15 protein-coding genes are annotated in these 18,160 nt (G+C 73.5%); 8 read left to right on the plus strand and 7 right to left on the minus strand.

The annotated features are described in order from the left end of the window. Positions 1–37: 37 nt before the first annotated feature. The 4 genes from glmU to J2X59_RS02870 are packed head-to-tail and all read left to right on the plus strand — an operon-like array spanning position 38 to position 3,811. Positions 38–1,465 (plus strand): bifunctional UDP-N-acetylglucosamine diphosphorylase/glucosamine-1-phosphate N-acetyltransferase GlmU, encoded by a 1,428-nt coding sequence (glmU, locus tag J2X59_RS02855; RefSeq protein ID WP_326495641.1) that lies wholly within the window; start codon positions 38–40, stop codon positions 1,463–1,465. Between the two features lie 55 nt (positions 1,466–1,520). Then, on the plus strand, positions 1,521–2,498 hold the full coding sequence (locus tag J2X59_RS02860) for a ribose-phosphate diphosphokinase (RefSeq protein WP_066652469.1): 978 nt from the start codon (positions 1,521–1,523) through the stop codon (positions 2,496–2,498). A 46-nt stretch (positions 2,499–2,544) separates the two neighbouring features. Beyond that, positions 2,545–3,330: a putative protein N(5)-glutamine methyltransferase gene (locus J2X59_RS02865; protein WP_326495642.1), complete on the plus strand. Its 786-nt coding sequence runs from the start codon at positions 2,545–2,547 to the stop codon at positions 3,328–3,330. 28 nt (positions 3,331–3,358) lie between these two features. Then, on the plus strand, positions 3,359–3,811 hold the full coding sequence (locus tag J2X59_RS02870) for a GNAT family N-acetyltransferase (protein ID WP_326495643.1): 453 nt from the start codon (positions 3,359–3,361) through the stop codon (positions 3,809–3,811). On the opposite strand, the gene J2X59_RS02875 is transcribed toward J2X59_RS02870, so the two are convergent. Then, positions 3,798–5,399 carry a molybdopterin-dependent oxidoreductase gene (locus J2X59_RS02875; protein WP_326495644.1) on the minus strand — a complete coding sequence of 534 codons (1,602 nt, stop codon included), beginning with the start codon at positions 5,397–5,399 and terminating at the stop codon, positions 3,798–3,800. The genes J2X59_RS02870 and J2X59_RS02875 overlap by 14 nt on opposite strands. A gap of 144 nt (positions 5,400–5,543) precedes the next feature. On the opposite strand from J2X59_RS02875, the gene J2X59_RS02880 reads away from it, so the two are divergent. Next, positions 5,544–6,230, plus strand: a complete 687-nt coding sequence (locus tag J2X59_RS02880) for a hypothetical protein (RefSeq protein WP_326495645.1) — start codon at positions 5,544–5,546, stop codon at positions 6,228–6,230. A gap of 240 nt (positions 6,231–6,470) precedes the next feature. On the opposite strand, the gene gndA is transcribed toward J2X59_RS02880, so the two are convergent. Next, a complete protein-coding gene (gene gndA, locus J2X59_RS02885) occupies positions 6,471–7,877 on the minus strand; it encodes an NADP-dependent phosphogluconate dehydrogenase (RefSeq protein WP_400339919.1) in 1,407 nt (468 codons plus the stop codon). Positions 7,878–8,056: 179 nt separating this feature from the next. Between gndA and J2X59_RS02890 the strand changes: the two genes are divergently transcribed. Continuing rightward, positions 8,057–8,596, plus strand: a complete 540-nt coding sequence (locus J2X59_RS02890; protein WP_326495647.1) for a gluconokinase — start codon at positions 8,057–8,059, stop codon at positions 8,594–8,596. Here J2X59_RS02890 and J2X59_RS02895 read toward each other — a convergent pair. Beyond that, positions 8,583–8,828, minus strand: coding sequence for a hypothetical protein (locus J2X59_RS02895; protein ID WP_326495648.1), 246 nt, complete (start codon positions 8,826–8,828; stop codon positions 8,583–8,585). The genes J2X59_RS02890 and J2X59_RS02895 overlap by 14 nt on opposite strands. Before the next feature lie 216 nt (positions 8,829–9,044). On the opposite strand from J2X59_RS02895, the gene J2X59_RS02900 reads away from it, so the two are divergent. Then, positions 9,045–10,448, plus strand: a complete 1,404-nt coding sequence (locus J2X59_RS02900) for a sensor histidine kinase (RefSeq protein WP_326495649.1) — start codon at positions 9,045–9,047, stop codon at positions 10,446–10,448. Next, on the plus strand, positions 10,445–11,128 hold the full coding sequence (locus J2X59_RS02905; protein ID WP_326495650.1) for a response regulator transcription factor: 684 nt from the start codon (positions 10,445–10,447) through the stop codon (positions 11,126–11,128). The genes J2X59_RS02900 and J2X59_RS02905 overlap by 4 nt, the downstream gene beginning before the upstream one ends. Here the strand turns inward: J2X59_RS02905 and J2X59_RS02910 are convergent, their stop codons facing one another. From J2X59_RS02910 to J2X59_RS02925, 4 genes are all read right to left on the minus strand, one after another. Continuing rightward, positions 11,129–11,752, minus strand: a complete 624-nt coding sequence (locus J2X59_RS02910) for a class I SAM-dependent methyltransferase (protein WP_326495651.1) — start codon at positions 11,750–11,752, stop codon at positions 11,129–11,131. Positions 11,753–11,949: 197 nt separating this feature from the next. Further along, on the minus strand, positions 11,950–15,471 hold the full coding sequence (locus J2X59_RS02915) for an SdrD B-like domain-containing protein (RefSeq protein ID WP_326495652.1): 3,522 nt from the start codon (positions 15,469–15,471) through the stop codon (positions 11,950–11,952). A gap of 103 nt (positions 15,472–15,574) precedes the next feature. Further along, positions 15,575–17,014, minus strand: coding sequence for a glucuronate isomerase (gene uxaC / locus J2X59_RS02920; RefSeq protein ID WP_326495653.1), 1,440 nt, complete (start codon positions 17,012–17,014; stop codon positions 15,575–15,577). Positions 17,015–17,114: 100 nt separating this feature from the next. Then, on the minus strand, positions 17,115–18,155 hold the full coding sequence (locus J2X59_RS02925) for a LacI family DNA-binding transcriptional regulator (protein WP_326495654.1): 1,041 nt from the start codon (positions 18,153–18,155) through the stop codon (positions 17,115–17,117). Positions 18,156–18,160: the final 5 nt, after the last annotated feature.

Here is an 18,160-nt window from a genome sequence, read left to right on the forward strand (position 1 = left end):
GAGCACCCGGTCGGAGCACATGCGCCAGGATGGGTGCATGACCGACCAGCGGATCGCCGTCGTCGTCCTCGCCGCCGGGCAGGGCACGCGCATGAAGTCGTCCACCCCGAAGGTGCTGCACCGCCTCGCCGGCCTGCCCCTGCTGGCGCACGTGCTGCGCACTGCGTCCTCGATCGAGCCGGAGCACGTCGCCGTGGTCGTGCGGCACGAGCGCGAGCGCGTCGCGGCCGAGGTCGCCGAGCGTGCCCCCGGGGCGATCGTGGTCGACCAGGACGAGGTCCCCGGCACCGGACGCGCCGTCGAGGTCGCGGTGCAGGCGCTCCCGGCGGACTTCGACGGCTCGGTCGTGGTGCTCTCCGGGGACGTCCCACTGCTCGACACGGCGTCGCTCCGACGCCTCGTGGACGCGCACGCCGGCAACGCCGTGACCCTGGTCAGCGCGATCGCCCCGGACCCGACGGGGCTCGGCCGGGTCGTCCGCGACGCCGCCGGGGTGTTCGTGCGCGTCGTCGAGCACAAGGACGCCACCGAGGCCGAACGGGCCATCACCGAGGCGAACGCCGGCATCTACGCGTTCGACGTGACCCACCTGCGTGCGGTGCTGCCCTCGCTCACCACGGCCAACGCGCAGGGCGAGAAGTACGTCACCGACGTCCCGTCGCTCGTCGCCGCGCGCGGGGGAGCGATCGACGTCGTCACGCTGACCGATCCGTGGCTCGTCGCCGGCATCAACGACCGCGCGCAGCTCGCCGACGCGGCGCGTGAGCTCAACGCCCGCATCGTCCGCCGGCACCAGCTCGCCGGCGTCACCGTGCAGGACCCGGCGACCACGTGGATCGACGTCGACGTCACCGTCGAGGCCGACGCCGAGATCCTCCCCGGCACGCAGCTCGTCGGGGCGACGGCGATCGCCGCCGGCGCGGTGGTCGGACCGGACACCACGCTCCGCGACACCGAGGTCGGAGCCGGCGCGGTCGTGAACCGCGTCGACGCGACGCTGGCGGTCATCGGCGACGGCGCCGCGGTCGGTCCCTTCGCCTACCTGCGACCGGGGACGGTCCTGGGCGAGCACGGCAAGATCGGCACGTTCGTCGAGACGAAGAACGCGGTGATCGGTCGCGGCAGCAAGGTCCCGCACCTGTCGTACATCGGTGACGCCGAGGTCGGCGAGGACTCGAACATCGGGGCCAACACGATCACTGCGAACTACGACGGCGTGCACAAGCACCGCACCGAGGTCGGGTCGAACGTCCGCACGGGCTCGCACAACGTGTTCGTCGCCCCGGTTAGGATTGGTGACGGGGCGTACACCGGCGCGGGTACGACCGTCCGCAAGGACGTACCGGCCGGGTCGCTGGCGATCAGCTACGCCCCGCAGCGCAACACCGACGGATGGGTCGAGGAACACCGACCCGGTTCGCCGGCGGCCGAGGCGGCTCGGCACGCGCACGGCGAACAGATCTGACGGCGGTCGGGTCGATCGAGACGACCCCGAGCGGGTCAGGGAGTGAGCACCGCACTTGTCCGGAATCAAGACCACGGGCCAGAAACGACTCGTCCTCGTGTCGGGCCGGGCGCACCCGGAACTCTCGGCGCAGATCGCCGACGAGCTCGGTGTCGACCTGGTGCCGACCGATGCCCGGACCTTCGCGAACGGTGAGCTCTACGCCCGCTTCGACGAGTCGGTCCGCGGTTGCGACGCGTTCGTCATCCAGTCGCACACCGCGCCCATCAACGAGTGGCTCATGGAGCAGCTCATCATGGTCGACGCCCTGAAGCGTGCCTCGGCGAAGCGCATCACCGTCGTCGCGCCCTTCTACCCCTACGCGCGCCAGGACAAGAAGGGCCGCGGGCGCGAGCCGATCTCGGCCCGGCTCGTCGCCGACCTGTTCAAGGCCGCCGGTGCCCACCGCATCATGAGCGTCGACCTGCACGCCGCACAGATCCAGGGCTTCTTCGACGGCCCCGTGGACCACCTGTTCGCCATGCCCGTCCTGCTCGAGCGCTTCCAGCAGATCCTCGACCCGAAGACCCTGACCGTCGTGTCGCCCGACATGGGCCGTGTGCGCGTCGCCGACATCTGGTCCGAGAAGCTCGGTGCTCCGCTGGCGATCATCCACAAGCGGCGCGACCCGCTCGTGCCGAACCAGGTGTCCGTGCACGAGATCGTCGGTGACGTCTCCGGCCGCGTGTGCCTGCTCGTCGACGACCTCATCGACACCGGCCGCACCATCGCGAAGGCCGCCGAGGCGCTCAAGAACGCCGGCGCGACCGGCGTGGTCGTCGCGGCGACCCACGCCGTGTTCTCCGACCCGGCCACCGAGCTGCTGCAGAGCGAGTTCATCGACCGCGTCGTCGTCACCGACACGCTGCCCCTGCCCGAGGACAAGCGCTGGGACCGCCTGGAGGTCCTGCCGATCGCGCCGCTCATCGCCCGCGCGATCCACGAGGTCTTCGACGACGGGTCCGTGACCTCCATGTTCGACGGTGCCGCGTAGGCGGACCGGCCGCGTGTCGGGCGTGACCCGGCCGGCGGGCTGAGCCGTGCCTCCCGTCCACCCGGCGCACGCTGCCCTGGCCGCCCGTCTGCGGGCGACGGGCAGCGTGTTCGCCGAGGACGAGGCCGACCTGCTGCTCGAGGCCGGCGACGGCGATCCCGTGAAGCTGCGCGGGCTCGTGCAGCGGCGACTCGGTGGTGAGCCGCTCGAGGTCGTGCTCGGCTGGGCCGCGTTCGACGGGCACCGTGTCCGGGTCGTCCCGGGGGTCTTCGTGCCGCGGACCCGCACCACCGTCGTCGTCGAGCAGGCCGCACGACGCCTGCACCGCTACGACCGGGTCGTCGACCTGTGCTGCGGTGTCGGGGCGATCTCGGTGGCGTTGCTCGGACGGGTCGGCGCACTCGACCTCGTCGCGGCGGACATCGACGCGGACGCCGTCGACGTCGCGGCGGAGAACATCGGCGACCGCGGGATCGTCGTCCCGGGCGACCTGTTCACGCCGCTGCCCGAGCGCTTCCGCGGCGTCGTCGACGTCATCGCGGTGAACGCGCCGTACGTGCCGTCGGACGCGCTGGCCACCATGCCGGCCGAGGCGCGGGAGCACGAGCGGCGCATCGCGCTGGACGGTGGACCGGACGGGCTCGACGTGCACCGGCGAGTGGCCGCGGGAGCGGGGGTGTGGCTGCGCCCGGGCGGCGCGGTCGTCATCGAGGTCTCGTCGACGCAGGCGCCGCAGTCCGCTGCGCTGTTCGAGGGCGCCGGGTTCACCGCGGCGGTCGAGTCCGACGAGCAGGTCGAGGGCACCTGCATCGTCGCGGAGCTGCCCGCCTGACACTCGTCCGCCGCGGTACCGTCGCGGTGTGAAGTACTCGTTCGCACCGCCGACCGCAGCGGAGTTCCGGGCCCTGTACGACCAGACCGCGTGGGGTGCGTGGGACCTCGAACGGTTCCGTCGGGCGCTGGCCGGCAGCTGGGTGGTGTGCAGCGCACGCGACGAGACGGGACGTCTGGTCGGCATCGGACGGCTGATCAGCGACGGCGCCCTGCACGCCTTCGTGACCGAGATGATCGTGGCGGAGGATGCGCGCGGCCGGGGCGTCGGCGGCGAGGTGCTCGCGCGGCTCGTCGACGAGTCGCGCCGTCGTGGGGTCGACGACGTGCAGCTCTTCGCGGCTCGGGGCCGAGCTGCCTTCTACGAGCAGCGTGGCTTCGGACGCAGGCACGAGGACGGACCGGGCATGGACCTCGTGACGGTCGTCGCGGCGCCCGGCACCGGCAGCGACGGCAGCGGCAGCGGGGTCAGCCGGCGCTGACCTGCACGGTGTGCCACCCGGTCGCGCCGTTCGGCGCCGGCGGCCGCTCGACGCTCGTCTGCACCTGACCGTCGGCGCTGACCGCCCGGACCCGGATCGTGTGCGAGCCGGCGTCGGGCGTCCACCGGTACACCCACTGTCGCCAGGTGTCGGCCGAGACGGAGTCCGCGAGCATGGCGTCCTGCCACGCGCCGTCGTCGATGCGGACCTGCACGGCCTTCACACCGGTGTGCGGCTGCCACGCGACGCCGGCGACCGCGACCTGCTGCCCGGCGGTCAACGAGGCACCGCCGCGAGGGGTGTCGATCCGCGACTCGAGCTTCACCGGCCCGCGCTCCGACCACCCGCGGGGTGTCCAGTAGCCCTGGGCGTCGGCGAAGCGGGTGACCTCGAGCTCCGTCACCCACTTCGTGGCGGAGACGTACCCGAACAGCCCGGGCACCACCATCCGCACCGGGAACCCGTGCTCGGCCGGCAGCGGTTCGCCGTTCATCCCGATCGCGAGCAGCGCAGCCGTGCCCTCGTCCTGCAGCACGTCCAGCGGCGTGCCCGCGGAGAACCCGTCGATGCTGCGGGACAGCACCATGTCGGCACCGTCCTGGACGCCCGCACGAGCGAGCAGCTCACGGATCGGGTAGCCCAGCCACAGCGCGTTGCCGATCAGGTCGCCGCCGACCTCGTTCGACACGCAGCTGAGCGTGGCCATGTGCTCCTGCAGCGGGAGCGCCAGCAGCTCGTCCCACGTCAGCTCGACCTCCCGGTCGACGGCGCCGTGGATGCGGAGCGACCAGTCTGCGGGGTCGACGGACGGGACCCGCAGTGCGGTGTCGATCCGGTAGAAGTCGGCGTTCGGGGTGACGTAGGGCGTGATCCCGTCGACGTCGAGGGACGCGCCCCCGGGGACGACGGGCGCGATCGTCGCCGCTCGGGGCAGCCGGACCGCCCGCCGTGCCGCTGCGGCGGCCTGCACCGCCGCGGTGCCGGCTCGCGACGCTCCTCCCACGACGATCGCCGCCACGGCCGTCGTCGCGCTCCACACGAGGAAGGTGCGCCGCTCGGTCGCCGCGGGGCGGGGCGAGGCCGACGGCACGGCGGTCGCTGCCTCCCACCGGCGGAGGTGGCGCAGGAGCACGCGGAGCACGACGATCGCGGCTGCGACGCCGAGGACCGTGGGCGCTCCGTCCCACGTGCCGCTGCCCGAGCGGGTGGTGACGGCGACCAGCGCGAGGACCGCACCGGCCGCGAGGACGAGCGCGCCGAACGGCGGCCGGGCACGTTCGAGCACACCGGCGCCGGCGCTGACCGCGGCCGTCACCACGGCCATGAGCACGAAGAGGGCGACCTTGTCCCCGGTGCCGAACAGGCCGACCATCAGGTCCTTCGCCGCCGGGGGAGCGAGGTCGATCACGGCGGAGCCGACGGCCACCAGCGGACTGCCCGCCCCGCCGAGCAGCAGCGCTCCGAGCTCGGCGACCGCCAGGAACGCGGCGATCGCGATCACGCCGCAGACCGCGGCGAGCAGGGCCGGACGACGGACCGGGGTCGGGGTCGGTGCCTGCTCGGTGGTCGGTGCCGCTGACGTGCTCACCCGTGCAGCGTAGGTCGGAGCCACCGCGGATGGGCTGACAACAGCACGGCGGTGGACGCCTCGGTCCCGCTCCGCGCCGGGTTCGTCGGTCGTGCACTGCTCTGGGACAGCGCCGCCGACCGCGGCCGTGCGAGGATCGGGAGCGTGTTGGACCGACCAGACCGCGTGCCCCGCGGCCGGCGCGCGCACCGGCCGCGGACGCCGGGGAGCGCTGGCCGCCGGTTCGCGGCTCTGCGGTGGACCCTCGTCGGTGTCTGGACCGCGCTCGTCGTCAGCCGCATCGTGGTCGTGGCGGCAGCGCCGCAGACCGACCTGGCGTTCCTCGGCGTCGCCGAGCTCGTCGCGATCTCCGTCGGCGTGGTCGGGCTCGTCGTCGCCGTCGTCCGCGCCCGCGTGATCCGTCGGCGACGCGCGGACGAAGCGCTCGCACTGGCCATCCGTCGCATCGACCCGACGGTCTGGCTGGTCCCCGCGGCGCCGACACCGGAACTGCGCCAGGACGTGCTGCGGGCCCGCCCCGAGGCCACCCTCGGCGAGCGCGTGACCTGGGCGTTCGGAGCCACCGAGGCGTCGCTCTGGGAACTCGAGGAGCGCCGGGCGACGCGGCTGCTCGTGATCCGCTGGAGCCGGATGGTGCACGTCGGGGTCGAGGACGTCCCGGGGGAGCGCGACGCGAGCGCCGTGGCGATGCACTACGTCCGACCGGACGACTCCGCTGCCGTCGCGACGTTCTTCGTCCGCTCGTCGCCCGGGTCCCGACGGCTGCTCGGACGGGGACCTCGGCTCGAGCGGCTCGTCGCCGACCTCGCACGGGAGCGGATCGTCGCCTGACCCCGTCGCCCGTGTCCGGCTCCGGGGCCGGACGGGACGGCTGGCCGGCGGCGGCAGCTGCCGGGGCCGGTCGGGCGGCAGCACGCCCCGCCGACCCGGCGGGAACACGCCCCGCCGACCCGGCGGGAACACGCCCGGCCGACCCGGCGGGAACACGCCCCGTCGACTCTGCGGCAGCAGGCCCCGCCGACACGGCGGCAGCAGGCCCCGCCGCCCGACGGGGCCTGCTGCCTGTCCGGGTCAGTGCGTGGAGGGTTCCTGCTCGACCTCGCGGCGGCCGTCCTCGGACCACAGCGTGTGGAACGTGCCGTCCTTGTCGACGCGCTGGTAGGTGTGCGCTCCGAAGAAGTCACGCTGCCCCTGGATGAGCGCCGCCGGGAGTCGATCGGACGCGAGCGAGTCGAAGTACGCCAGCGCGGACGAGAACCCCGGAGCGGGGATGCCGGACGCAGCGGCGATGCCGACGATGCGACGCCAGGCCGCTTCGCCCTCGGCGACGGCGTCCGCGAAGTACGGGTCGACCAGCAGGCTCTCGAGCGCGGGGTTCTTGTCGTACGCCTCGACGATGCGGTTGAGGAACTGGGCGCGGATGATGCAGCCACCGCGCCAGATCTTCGCGACCGCGCCGAGGTCGATGTCCCAGTCGTACTCCTTCGCCCCGGCGATGATGAGGTCGAAGCCTTGTGCGTACGCGACCACCTTCGACGCGTACAGCGCAGCCCGGACGTCGTCCTCGAACGTGTCGGGGACGTCGACCACGTCCGGTCGGTTCGTCACGGAGCGCTGGACGGCTGCGCGCTGCGACGGCTTCGAGGACACCGCGCGGGCGAAGACCGCCTCACCGATGCCGGAGACGGGGATGCCGAGCCCGACCGCGTTCTGCACCGTCCACACACCCGTGCCCTTGGACCCGGCCTCGTCACGGATGACGTCGACGAGCGGCTCCCCGGAGTCGGCGTCCTGCTGCTTGAGGACCTCGCCGGTGATCTCGATCAGGTAGGACTCGAGGTCGCCCTCGTTCCACTTCTCGTAGATCTGCACGAGTTCGTCGACCGAGTGTCCGCCGGCACGACGGAGCAGGTCGTAGGACTCGGCGATCAACTGCATGTCCGCGTACTCGATGCCGTTGTGGACCATCTTGACGAAGTGACCGGCGCCGTCGGTACCGATGTGCGTCACGCACGGTTCGCCCTCGGCCACCGCGGCGATCGACTTCAGGATCGGGCCGAGGGTCTCCCACGCCTCGTCCGAGCCGCCGGGCATGATCGACGGGCCCTTCAGCGCGCCCTCCTCGCCACCCGAGATGCCGGTACCGACGAAGTTCAGGCCCTGCTCACGCAGGTCGTGCTCGCGGCGGATGGTGTCGTGGAAGTTGGCGTTGCCGCCGTCGACGATGATGTCGCCTTCCTCGAAACGGTCGGCGAGCTGCTCGATGACGGCATCGGTGCCCTTGCCCGCCTGCACCATGATGATCGCGGTGCGCGGCTTCGACAGCGACGCGACGAAGCCGTCGATGTCCTCGGACGCGATGAACCCCATGTCGCCGTGCTCGTCCAGCAAGTCCTGGGTGCGCGCGTAGGTGCGGTTGTACACCGCGACCGTGTTGCCCTCGCGCGAGGCGAGGTTGCGGGCCAGGTTCGACCCCATCACCGCCAGACCGACGACACCGATGTTCGCCGTGCCGCCGTCGTCGTGCTGTTCGTTGTCCGCCACCTGAGTCTCCTTCGTCCTGACGTATCGCGGCCCACGGTACGACCGACACCTGGGGTCGGCACGGGGATCCGGTCAACTGGGGACGGGAAGCGGACGACCCGTACTGTGGAGGGATGACCGACCACGACGTCCTCCCGCCCGTGCTCGTGATGGGTGTCTCCGGCTCGGGCAAGTCCACGATCGGTCAGGCGCTGGCCGACGCGCTCGCCGAGCAGGGCCAGCCGAGCACGTTCGTCGACGCCGACGACCTCCACCCGGCCGCCAACAAGGAGAAGATGCGGCAGGGTACGCCGCTGACCGACGAGGACCGATGGCCGTGGCTGGCCGCCTGCGCGGCACGGATCGCCGAGGTGCAGGCGTCGGGGCACCGGTGCGTGATGGCGAACTCCGCCCTGAAGCGCGCCTACCGCGACCGGCTGCGCAGCGCGGCACCCGACCTGGTGATCGCCTTCCTCGACGGCTCGCACGACCTCATCGCCGAGCGCCAGGCGCACCGCCACCACGAGTACATGCCGTCGTCGCTGCTCGACTCGCAGTTCGCGACCCTCGAGCGGCCCCAGCCCGACGAGACCGTCGTCGCGGTGTCCATCGACGGGTCGGTCGACGACACCGTGGCGACGATCACGTCGGCGCTGGCGGTCACTTCCGGCTGAGCTCCGCGAGCCGCGAGCGGTACTCGTCCGCGTCGATGTCACCCCGGGCGAACCGGTCGGCGAGGACGGCCCGGGCATCGGACCGCGACCGCCAGCCGCCGCGGCGCAGGACGCCGAACACGACGGCGGCGGCCAGGAGCACCAGCAGGAAGAACGCCGGGAACAGGAAGAAGGGCGGCCCGCCGTGCCCGAGGGGGCCGACGGCGGCGAAGGTGGTGAGAGCGGTGTGCACGGTTGCCTCCTGGGCGGATCGTGTCGCCCGGTCGGGCGACGTTCCCAGCATCCGGTCCGGAGGCTCGTCCCGCGTCCGCCACGGAGGCCGACTCCCGCCTGCTCCCGCAGCCGTACGACCGGTCCTCCTGCACCGCCGACTACTCCCATGGGAGTAGTCCACAGCTCCTGCCACGACCCGATGCCGTGCCGCCGAGGCGAGCCTAGGCTCGGACGCATGCGCCGCACCCCCACTGCCGCCGTCGAGGCGACCGACGACCAGCGAGACGGCGTCCGTCGCTTCGCCCGGTTCGGTCGGGTGCTGCCGGTCGCACTCGTGCAGATCGTGGGGACACTGCTGGCCGCGCGCTTCCCGACCGACACCGTCGGCCCTCGCGGTGGCCCGCCCTGGGCGACCCACGTCCTCGGCTCCTCGATCGTCGACGCAGCGCAGCCGGGTCCGCTCGCGATCGTGCTGCTCGTCGTCGGGGTGCTCGTCCTGCCGTGGCGCTGGCGGTGGCCGACGGGCGTCCTCGCCGTGACGCTCGTGACGACGATCGGCTACGCCCTGCTGGTCAGCCCGCGGGGGCCGTTCGTGGCCGCGCTGACGATGGCGGCGGTGAACGCGTGGCTGCACGGGCGCCGCACCGCAGTGGGTGTCGCGCTCGGACTGGCCGTCACGGTGCTGCCGACCGCCGACGGGTTGCTCGGCCGTGCACCCGCGGGGAACCTCGACGCGGTCTTCTTCGCCGTCGCCTGGGCAGCGGTGACCCTGTCCGTGGCGGAGCTCGTCCGCGTCCGTCTCGACCGCGTCGCGGACCGACGGCGTCGGCGCGCTGCCGCAGAGCAGGAACGCGCCCGTGACGAGCGCGTCCGCATCGCCCGTGAGCTCCACGACTCCGTCGCGCACAGCATGTCGCTCATCAACCTGCAGGCGGGTGTCGCGCTCCACCTGGGGTCGGCGCTCCCCGAGCAGACCCGCACCTCGTTGGCCGACATCCGTGCGACGAGCCGCGAGGCACTGGTCGAGCTGCGGACGATCCTCGGGGTCCTCCGGTCGGTCGACGGATCCGGGGACCGGGACGTCGCCGGGACGGACGGACCGACCGGCGGAACGGCCGACCGCGGGTCCGCCGGGAGCGAGCCGCACCCCGGCGCCCCGGACCGCACCCCCGTCCCGGGGCTCGACCGCCTGGCGGACCTGGTCGAGCGGGCACGCGCGGCCGGGGTCGACATCAGCGCGACGGTCGAGGGTGACCCTGCACCGGTGGACCGGACCACGGACCGCACGGCCTTCCGGATCGTGCAGGAGTCGGTGACGAACGTGATGAAGCACGCTCCCGAGCACCGCGCCCGCATCGCGGTGCGGTTCGGACCGGAGATCGTGGACCTGTCGGTCGAGGACTCCCCGGCCCCGGACCGTGACCCGGCCGACACCCGGATCACGCCGCTGCTCGGACCGTCCGGCAACGGCATCATCGGGATGCGCGAGCGGGCCTCCGCCGTCGGGGGCACCCTGTCGGCCGGACCCACGCCGGACGGCGGGTGGCGCGTGGCCGCACGACTGCCCTCGACCGTCGCCGCGCGGTCGTCGGACGCGGCCGAGGACGAGGACGAGCACGAGGACGAGGAGCGATCGTGACGACCACCGACGAGGCCATCCGGGTCGTGCTCGTGGACGACCAGGTGCTCATCCGGGCCGGGCTCCGCGCCCTGGTCGACGCCGAACCGGGGATGACCGTGGTCGGCGAGGCCGGTGACGGTGACTCGGCCGTCGCGACGGTCCGACGTGAGCGTCCCGACGTCGTGCTGATGGACATCCGGATGCCGGGCACGGACGGGCTCGTCGCAACCCAGCGCATCTCGGCGGATCCGGACCTCGACGGCGTGCACGTGGTGATCCTCACCACCTTCGAGGAGGACTCCTACGTGTTCGAGGCGATCCGTGGCGGTGCGGCCGGCTTCCTGGTGAAGGACACCGAGCCCGCCGAACTGCTCCGCGCCGTCCGTACCGTGCACGCCGGGGAGTCGCTGCTCTCACCGGGTCCGACGCGCTCGCTCGTCGCCGCGTACGCGACGCACGCGAAGCCGTCCGCGCTGGCTCCGTCCCTCGAGGTCCTCACCGAACGCGAGCGCCAGGTCATGCAACTCGTCGCCCTCGGCCTGACCAACACGGAGATCGCCGAGCGGCTCTTCGTCAGTCCGATGACCACGAAGACGCACGTCTCGCGCGCCATGATCAAGCTCGGTGCCCGCGACCGCGCGCAGTTGGTCGTCTTCGCCTACGAGACCGGGCTGGTCACTCCGGGATGGCAGCCGTGATCAGGCCCGGTGCGCGAGGACGGCCGCGTGCGGGCGCGCTCCGTCGTCGGTGCGTCGGTGCACGGCGTCGACCGTGAGATCCGCGTCCTCGAGCGCAGCGACCATCCGCTCGACGGGCCAGCGGTGGGCGGTCGTCACCGCGTGGTCGAACGGCTCGAGCGTCGGACCCTCGAAGAACCCGACGAGCAGCCCGCCCCCCGACGCCAGGATCCGGCGGCACTCCGCGAGCGCGACCGGCACCCGGTCCGGACGGTGGTGCACGAGCGAGTACCAGGAGAGCACACCGCCGACACCGCCGTCGGACAGACCGGTCGCCTCGATCGTCCCGGTCCGGAAGTCGACCTCGGGAGCGGCAGCGCGCGCGAGCTCGACGAACTGCGGTACGGGCTCGATCCCGATGACGGCGTGGCCACGACGGTGCAGGTGCGCGGTCCAGTGGCCGGGTCCGCACCCCACGTCGAGCAGGAGGCCGGGCGTCGTGTCCGCCCAGTCCTCGACGAGCGTCCGGTCCTCGCGGTGGACGGCGTCCATCGATCCGAGGACCTCGGCGTACTCGTCCGCCCGGTCGCCGTAGGCCGCCACGACGCGGGCGTCCGCTCGAGCTGCTGCGCTCGGAGCGCTCATCGAGGCAGGGTCCACGAAGCGACGCTACCGCCGACCGCCGACCGCCGACCGCCGACCGCCGACCGCCGACCGCCGACGTACCGTCGAACGCACGACCGGGGCCGCTGCTTCCCGACGGCGAGCGGTGGAGGCACGACAGCGGGGTCGAGCTACCCGGAGGTGACCCGACCCCGCCGTGCGGAGCGCCGGATGCCGGGTCAGGCAGACGACCGACGGGACCGTCGTCGGCTGATGAGCACGGTCAGCCCGGGCACGAGGAGCGCGAGCGCCAGCGCCACCGCAGCACCGACGGTCGTCCCCGTGTAGGCGAGTCGGCCGGCAGACAGGGCCTGCGCCGCGCCGGTCTGCTCGTGATCGCTGCCGATCGGCGCGTCCCCACCCCCGGTACCGGCACCGGCACCGGCGCCACCAGGACGGCCGTCACCGGGGCTCCCGGGGCCATCGGTCCCGTCGCCTGCCCCCGGGTCCCCGCCGTCGTCCCCACCACCGCCGTCCCCACCGTCGCCGGATCCGGCCTCGACCAGGCCGGCATCGACGGTCGTGTCGCGGCGCACCCCCTCGAGCGCTCCCTCCGCGCTCGTGACCCGGTCGATCATGACCGCCGCGGTCTCGCCGTCCGGTCCGGCGTCGGAGTCGACCGCCGGATCGTCGCCGACGTGCTCCTCGGTGACGTGCATGCCGTCGGGCGCCGTGAAGTGCACGCGGTAGTCGCCCGGCCGCAGCCCGTCGAACCGGTACCCACCCTCGTCGTCGGTGGTCGTGCGCCGCTCGACTGCGTCACCGTGGTCGTCGGTCCCGGTCAGGGTGACGGGGACGCCACGGACGCCGGACTCGTCGTCGTCCTGCAGGCCGTCGCCGTTCCGGTCGTCCCACACCCGATCGCCGATCATGCCGGCGACGACCCGGACGGTCGACGGGTTCGACTGCACCGGGAGCGCCAGGTCGGACGTCCGCAGGCCGAACCGGTTCACGTAGCGGTCGCCGTCCTGTGCGCCGCTCGTCGCGAGCACGAGCCGGTGCGTGACGGTCTCGCCGGCAGGGACCGGCGTCTGCCGTTCGATCCGGACGGCGGTCACCCGGTCGAGTGCGTCCGGGCAGCCGCTCGCAGCGAACTCGTCCTCGGTGCACCAGCGGGTCGTACCGCCGGGCTGGTTGCTCGGGTCGGCACCGTCGGGGGAGACGTCGGCGGCATCGGCGTCGGTGTACCGGACGAGCTCACCGGCGTCGGGGTCGGTGGGGACCGGCGCCGCGAGTCCGACGGTGCCGTGGAAGTCCGAGCCTCGTGCGTCTCCGTGGTGCGGGAGCACGTCGATCAGGTCGAGGCCGCCGATCGCGGCGTCGTCGGTGTTCGTGACGTCGAGGTCCCACTCCGGATCGTCGCCGGTCGCGACGACGGGGGCCGGCGTGCGCTTCTCGACCCCGACCCCGCCGGTGGTGACGACCTCCAGGCCGCGTTCGGCGGTGCGCCAGCGCTCGTCGGACCGGTCGGCCGGTGACGCCACGGTCACCGTGTTGCTGATCGGACCGGCCTGCGCCGAGCGGTCGATCCGCGCCGTGTAGGTGATCGGCGCGATGTGGGCGTTCGGCTGCACGTCGTGCAGCGTCCAGGTCAGGCGTCGGTGCTGACGGCCGTCAGCGTCCTGTACCACGTCGACCTCCGGCGTCAGCGAGGCGCTGTCCTCGACGTACTCGGTGTGCGTCGGCAGGACGTCGCGGACGGTGACCGTGGTCGCCCTGCCGTCGGCGAAGCCGTTCGTCAGGGTCGGACGGAGCGCGTAGTCGACGGTGTTGCCGGGGAGGGCCGAGCTCGTCCGGTCCGGGGTGTCCGCGGCGTCGGTACCCGGGTCGACGACGACCTTCTCGACGCGGACCAGGTCCTCGGTGAGCATGACGCTGTCGGCCAGCCCGCCGGCACCGAGCCCGGGGTCCGTGTGATCGTGCACCCACTCGGGCCGGTGGTCACCGAAGCGAGCGTGCCCGAAGTCGTACGCCCGGGTCCCGTCCGGCGCGCGCTGCGTCATCACCGTGGAGTAGAGGCCGCCGCTCGCGCTGCCGGCCAGGTCACCGGTGACGCGGACTGCCCCGACCGCCGCGATGCCGCCGGGGACGTCCGCCGGATCGTCGAACCAGGGGCCGTCGGCGTCGTCGCACGTACGCACCTGGCCCGCCGCCGGTGACGCCATGTCGTACGCGGCGTACTGTACGTGCGCATGCTCGAGACCGCTCGACCACGCAGGAGCCCGCCCTGCCACCGTCGTCAGTCGCTGCGTCCGGCGGTCGAAGGTGTCGCAGAGCGCTGCGCCGCGGAAGGGCGCGAGGCCGGTGTTCGCCATCGTGACGGCACTGCGGAGTCGAGTGCCGCCGGTGGCCCAGGGGTCCCCGGCCCTCGCCGATCCGGCGGTCACGCCGCTGCCGTCGCTCCCGAGGCGCCACAGCCGCTTCCCCGCGGTCCCCGGTCCGAGCTCGACGAGGTTCCGTCGGGCGCTGTTGTCCGCCATCGGCTCCGAGCTGCCGGGGAAGTTCGGGGTCCCGCTGACCGAGGTCGTCTGCAGCGGCGTGAAGGTGTTGACCGACTCGACGGACGTCGGCACCGACGGGGTGGACATCCACAGCGAGATCCACCCGCTCACGACGTACGGCTTCGGGCCGCCGCTGAGCGGGCCGCCGCCGATGTTCCGCCCGGGCATCCGCGCGGCGTCCGTCACCGCGCCGGCGATCGTCACGTCGACCTCGCCGCCGGGCGCTGCCTGCGTGCAGGTGATGGTGCCGGAGTCGGCCACGGCACGGTCGCCCCCGCCGCGGCCGCCCGGCAGACCGCCGAACTGCACGCCGTCCTCGCCGTTCCTGCCGCAGGTGGGTCGACCGCCGTTCCAGAGCACCGCACGCGACGGCCGGTCGCCGAGCAGATGGGACAGGTCGTCGGTGAAGTGCATGTCGCCCGTGCTCCGCTCGAACCCGAGGAGACCCTGCCCGGGGACGGGGGACTGCCAGTCGACGGCGATCGGGTAGCGCAGTTGCACACCGGGGGTCCCGTCCGGGCCCGGCACGTCGGTCTGCAGGGTCGAGCCCACCACGGCGTTGCTGAGGTTGTACCGCGGCGCGGCGGACACGACGGTCGTCGCCGACGTGACCGGTGCGGTGGGCTCGGCGTCGTCCGCGGTCGCGGTGCCGGTCACGGCGATGCGGTCACCGTTCCGCCGGTCCCCGGAGACGTCGAGCACGGCCGGCACGGCGACGGCGTGACCCGAGGGGACGTCGCCGAGGCCGCAGGTGAGCCGCTGGCCCTCGACCGCCGACCCGGCACCTGTGCACGCGAGCGGGACCCCCGCCCAACCCGTGCCCGCCGGAGCGTCGAGGACGAAGCGCTCGTGGTGCGCGGTCCCGTCGCCGGCGTTCACCGTGACCCGGTACGTGACGGCGTCGCGGGTCCGGACGATGCCGTTGGCGGGACCCCGGTCCCCACCCGGGCCGTCGTCCGGCGTGAAGGGACCGCGGCCGTCGGCGGCGACCTCGACGGCCAGGCCGACCACCGCCGCCGGCGCGGTCGCCGCAGCGGCGGCACCCGTCGGTCCGAGCAGGACGGAGGGGACCGCGAGGGCCGCTGCCCCCAGAGCGCCGACTGCGCGGCCGAGGGAGGGCGGCCCGACGGGTCGGCCGGATCGGCTCGAACGGGCGGGGGTGGGCGAGGGAGGACGTTCGGACGACGGACGACGAGACATGGCGCTCCTCGGTCGGAGATCGGATGGACGACGGACGCCTCACCCTGACCCCGCCGACGCCGCAGGACCGAACACTCCGCATGTCACATGTGCGGCATCCCGCTCAGAGCTTGAACGTCGCCCGCGGGATGTCCGACACGATCCTCCGTGCCGCACGCACCGCGTCCTCCTCGGAGAGCTGGTGCGACACCACGAGCGACGCCAGGTACGCCGCGTCGGCCCGCCGTGCCATGTCGTGCCGTGCCGGGATCGAGCAGTACGCCCGGGTGTCGTCGATGAACCCGGAGGTCTTCGTGAACCCGGCGGAGTCCGTCACCGCCGCCCGGTAGCGGCCGATCGCCGCCGGGGTGTCGATGAACCACCACGGGGCGCCCGCGTACACGGCGGGGTAGAAGCCGGCCAGGGGGCCGATCTCGCGCGAGAAGACGGTCTCGTCCACGGTGAACAGGACGAGGTGGAAGCCGGGTGCGGTCCCGAAGGCCTCGAGCAGCGGACGGAGCGGCTCCGTGAACGCGCCGACGGCCGGCAGGTCGTGGCCCGTGTCCGGGCCGAACCGCTCGAGGGTCGGCGTGTGGTGGTTCCGGAGCACACCCGGGTGCAGCTGCATGACGAGGCCGTCGTCGACGCTCATCTCCGCCCACCGGTAGAGCATGTCGTGGCGGTAGGCGACCGCCTCGGCCGCGGAGACGCCCGACGGGCCCTGCATCGCCGCCGCGTGGATGCGCGAGCGTTCGGTCGTGGACAGTGGCGCGGATCCCGCGTCGAGCACGCCGGTGTCGGTGGCGGTCGCGCCGTGCTCGATGAAGTACCGGCGCCGGTCACGGAGGGCCGCCAGCAGCCCGTCGTGGGTGCCCGTGTCGATGCCGGACGCCTCGCCGATCGACGCGACCACGTGCCTCCAGTCCGGGCGTGACGGGTCGAACACGGCATCCGCGCGGAAGGTGGGGAGCACCCGACCGGTGAAGGAGGGGTCGGCGGCGAGCCGTGCGTGCGCGGCGAGGTCGTCCGCGGGGCCGTCGGTGGTCGCGAGCACCTCGATCCCGAAGGAGTCGAACAGCGCGCGGGGTCGGAGCGCCGGCGTCGCGAGCGCGGCTGCGATGCGGTCGTACTGCGCGTCCGCGTTCGCGGCCGACGGCTGCTCGGTCAGACCGAAGACGTCGTGCAGCTCGGTCTCGAACCAGTAGCGGACCGGCGTGCCGGCGAAGTCGTCCCAGTGCTCGGCGAGCCGGCGCCAGACCTCCCGGCCGTCGGGGTCTGGGTGCGTGCCCGTCAGGTCGCGGCGACCCAGTTCCTGCAACCCGACCCCGTTCGCGTGCAGCAGGCGCAGGACGTAGTGGTCGGGCGCGACCAGCAGCGCAGCGGGGTCGGGGAACGGCTGGTCGTCCGCGATGAGCGCCGCGTCGACGTGCCCGTGCGGGGAGATGATCGGGGCGTCGCGGACCGCTTCGTAGACGGTGCGGGCGACCGAGCGCGTCCCCGGGTCCGCCGGGAACAGCCGGTCGGGGTGCGGTGCGAGCGGCGTGGTCGTGCTGGTGCAGGGCATCATCGGCTCCTTCGGGCAGTCGGGCGAGGTCGGGCGAGCGGGCGGGCAGGCGGGCGAGGTCGGGCGAGCGAGCGGGCGGGATCGAGCGGCGGGGCGGGGATCAGCGGGGCCGCACGGGTGCCGGGCCCGTGGACCCCCGGACGGTCAGGTGGGTGGGCAGCGCGACGGCGCCCGCCGCGTGCTCACCCGGCGGCTCGTCGGCCGGCAGTGCATCGAGTCGACCGAGCAGCATCCGGATCGCCACCCGACCGGCGCGTTCGATCGGCGACGTCATGGTCGTCAGGGGCGGGTTGCAGAAGTCGGCACCGAAGATGTCGTCGCAGCCGACCACGCTCACGTCCTCGGGCACGCGGACGCCCCGCTCCCGGAACCGCGTCAGCATCCCGATCGCGATGAGGTCGTTGAAGGCGATGCACGCGGTGGCCCCGGCGTGCACGGCGGCGTCGGCGGCGGCCGCTCCGGAGTCGACGAACGGCGCGTGCGGGCCGATGCGGGCGACCCGGACGCCCAGGCGCCCCGCCACGCGGACGAGCGCCCGCCAGCGGCGTTCGTTCGACCACGAGCTGTCCGGGCCGGCCACGTAGAGCACGTCCCGGTGCCCGAGGGAGACCAGGTGCTGCACGGCCTGCTCGACGCCTCCGGGGGTGTCGATGAGGACCGACGGCACCCCGGCCGGGCGACGGTTCACGACGACGAGCGGGGTGCGCTCGGCGAACCGCGCGATCTGCGCGTCGGACAGGCGGGACGCCGTGAGCACGGCGCCGTCGGCCTTGCCCGCGACGGCACGCAGCGCCGCGACCTCGGCCTCGGCGGACTCCTCGGTGTCGACGAGCAACTGCGTCCACCCGGCGGCGGAGAGCTGGTGCTGCGTGCCGCGGATCACGTCGAAGTAGAAGGGGTTGGTGATGTCGGACACCAGGACGGCGACCGCCCGGGTCCGTCCCGAGGTGAGCGCCCGGGCCTGCGAGTTCGCGACGTAGCCGAGCTCGCGGGCGACCTGCTGGATCCGCTGCTGGGTGTCGCGGTTGACCCGGTCCGGCAGCGAGAGCGCGCGGGAGACCGTGGACGGGGCGACCCCGGTCGCGTCGGCGATGTCCCGGATGGTCACCCGCCGCGAGGTGTCCGTGTCTGCGCTGCTCACGAGGC

The organism is Curtobacterium sp. 260, from assembly GCF_030803485.1.
Lineage (GTDB): Bacteria > Actinomycetota > Actinomycetes > Actinomycetales > Microbacteriaceae > Curtobacterium.

What these genes read in the sequence shown, in the direction of transcription:
- glmU (WP_326495641.1), top strand. Translation starts at nt 38, where the DNA reads ATGACCGACCAGCGGATCGCCGTCGTCGTCCTCGCCGCCGGGCAGGGC.
- gndA (WP_400339919.1), bottom strand. Translation starts at nt 7,877, where the DNA reads ATGGGGTCGAACCTGGCCCGCAACCTCGCCTCGCGCGAGGGCAACACG.
- J2X59_RS02890 (WP_326495647.1), top strand. Translation starts at nt 8,057, where the DNA reads ATGACCGACCACGACGTCCTCCCGCCCGTGCTCGTGATGGGTGTCTCC.
- J2X59_RS02900 (WP_326495649.1), top strand. Translation starts at nt 9,045, where the DNA reads ATGCGCCGCACCCCCACTGCCGCCGTCGAGGCGACCGACGACCAGCGA.
- J2X59_RS02910 (WP_326495651.1), bottom strand. Translation starts at nt 11,752, where the DNA reads ATGAGCGCTCCGAGCGCAGCAGCTCGAGCGGACGCCCGCGTCGTGGCG.
- J2X59_RS02915 (WP_326495652.1), bottom strand. Translation starts at nt 15,471, where the DNA reads ATGTCTCGTCGTCCGTCGTCCGAACGTCCTCCCTCGCCCACCCCCGCC.
- uxaC (WP_326495653.1), bottom strand. Translation starts at nt 17,014, where the DNA reads ATGCCCTGCACCAGCACGACCACGCCGCTCGCACCGCACCCCGACCGG.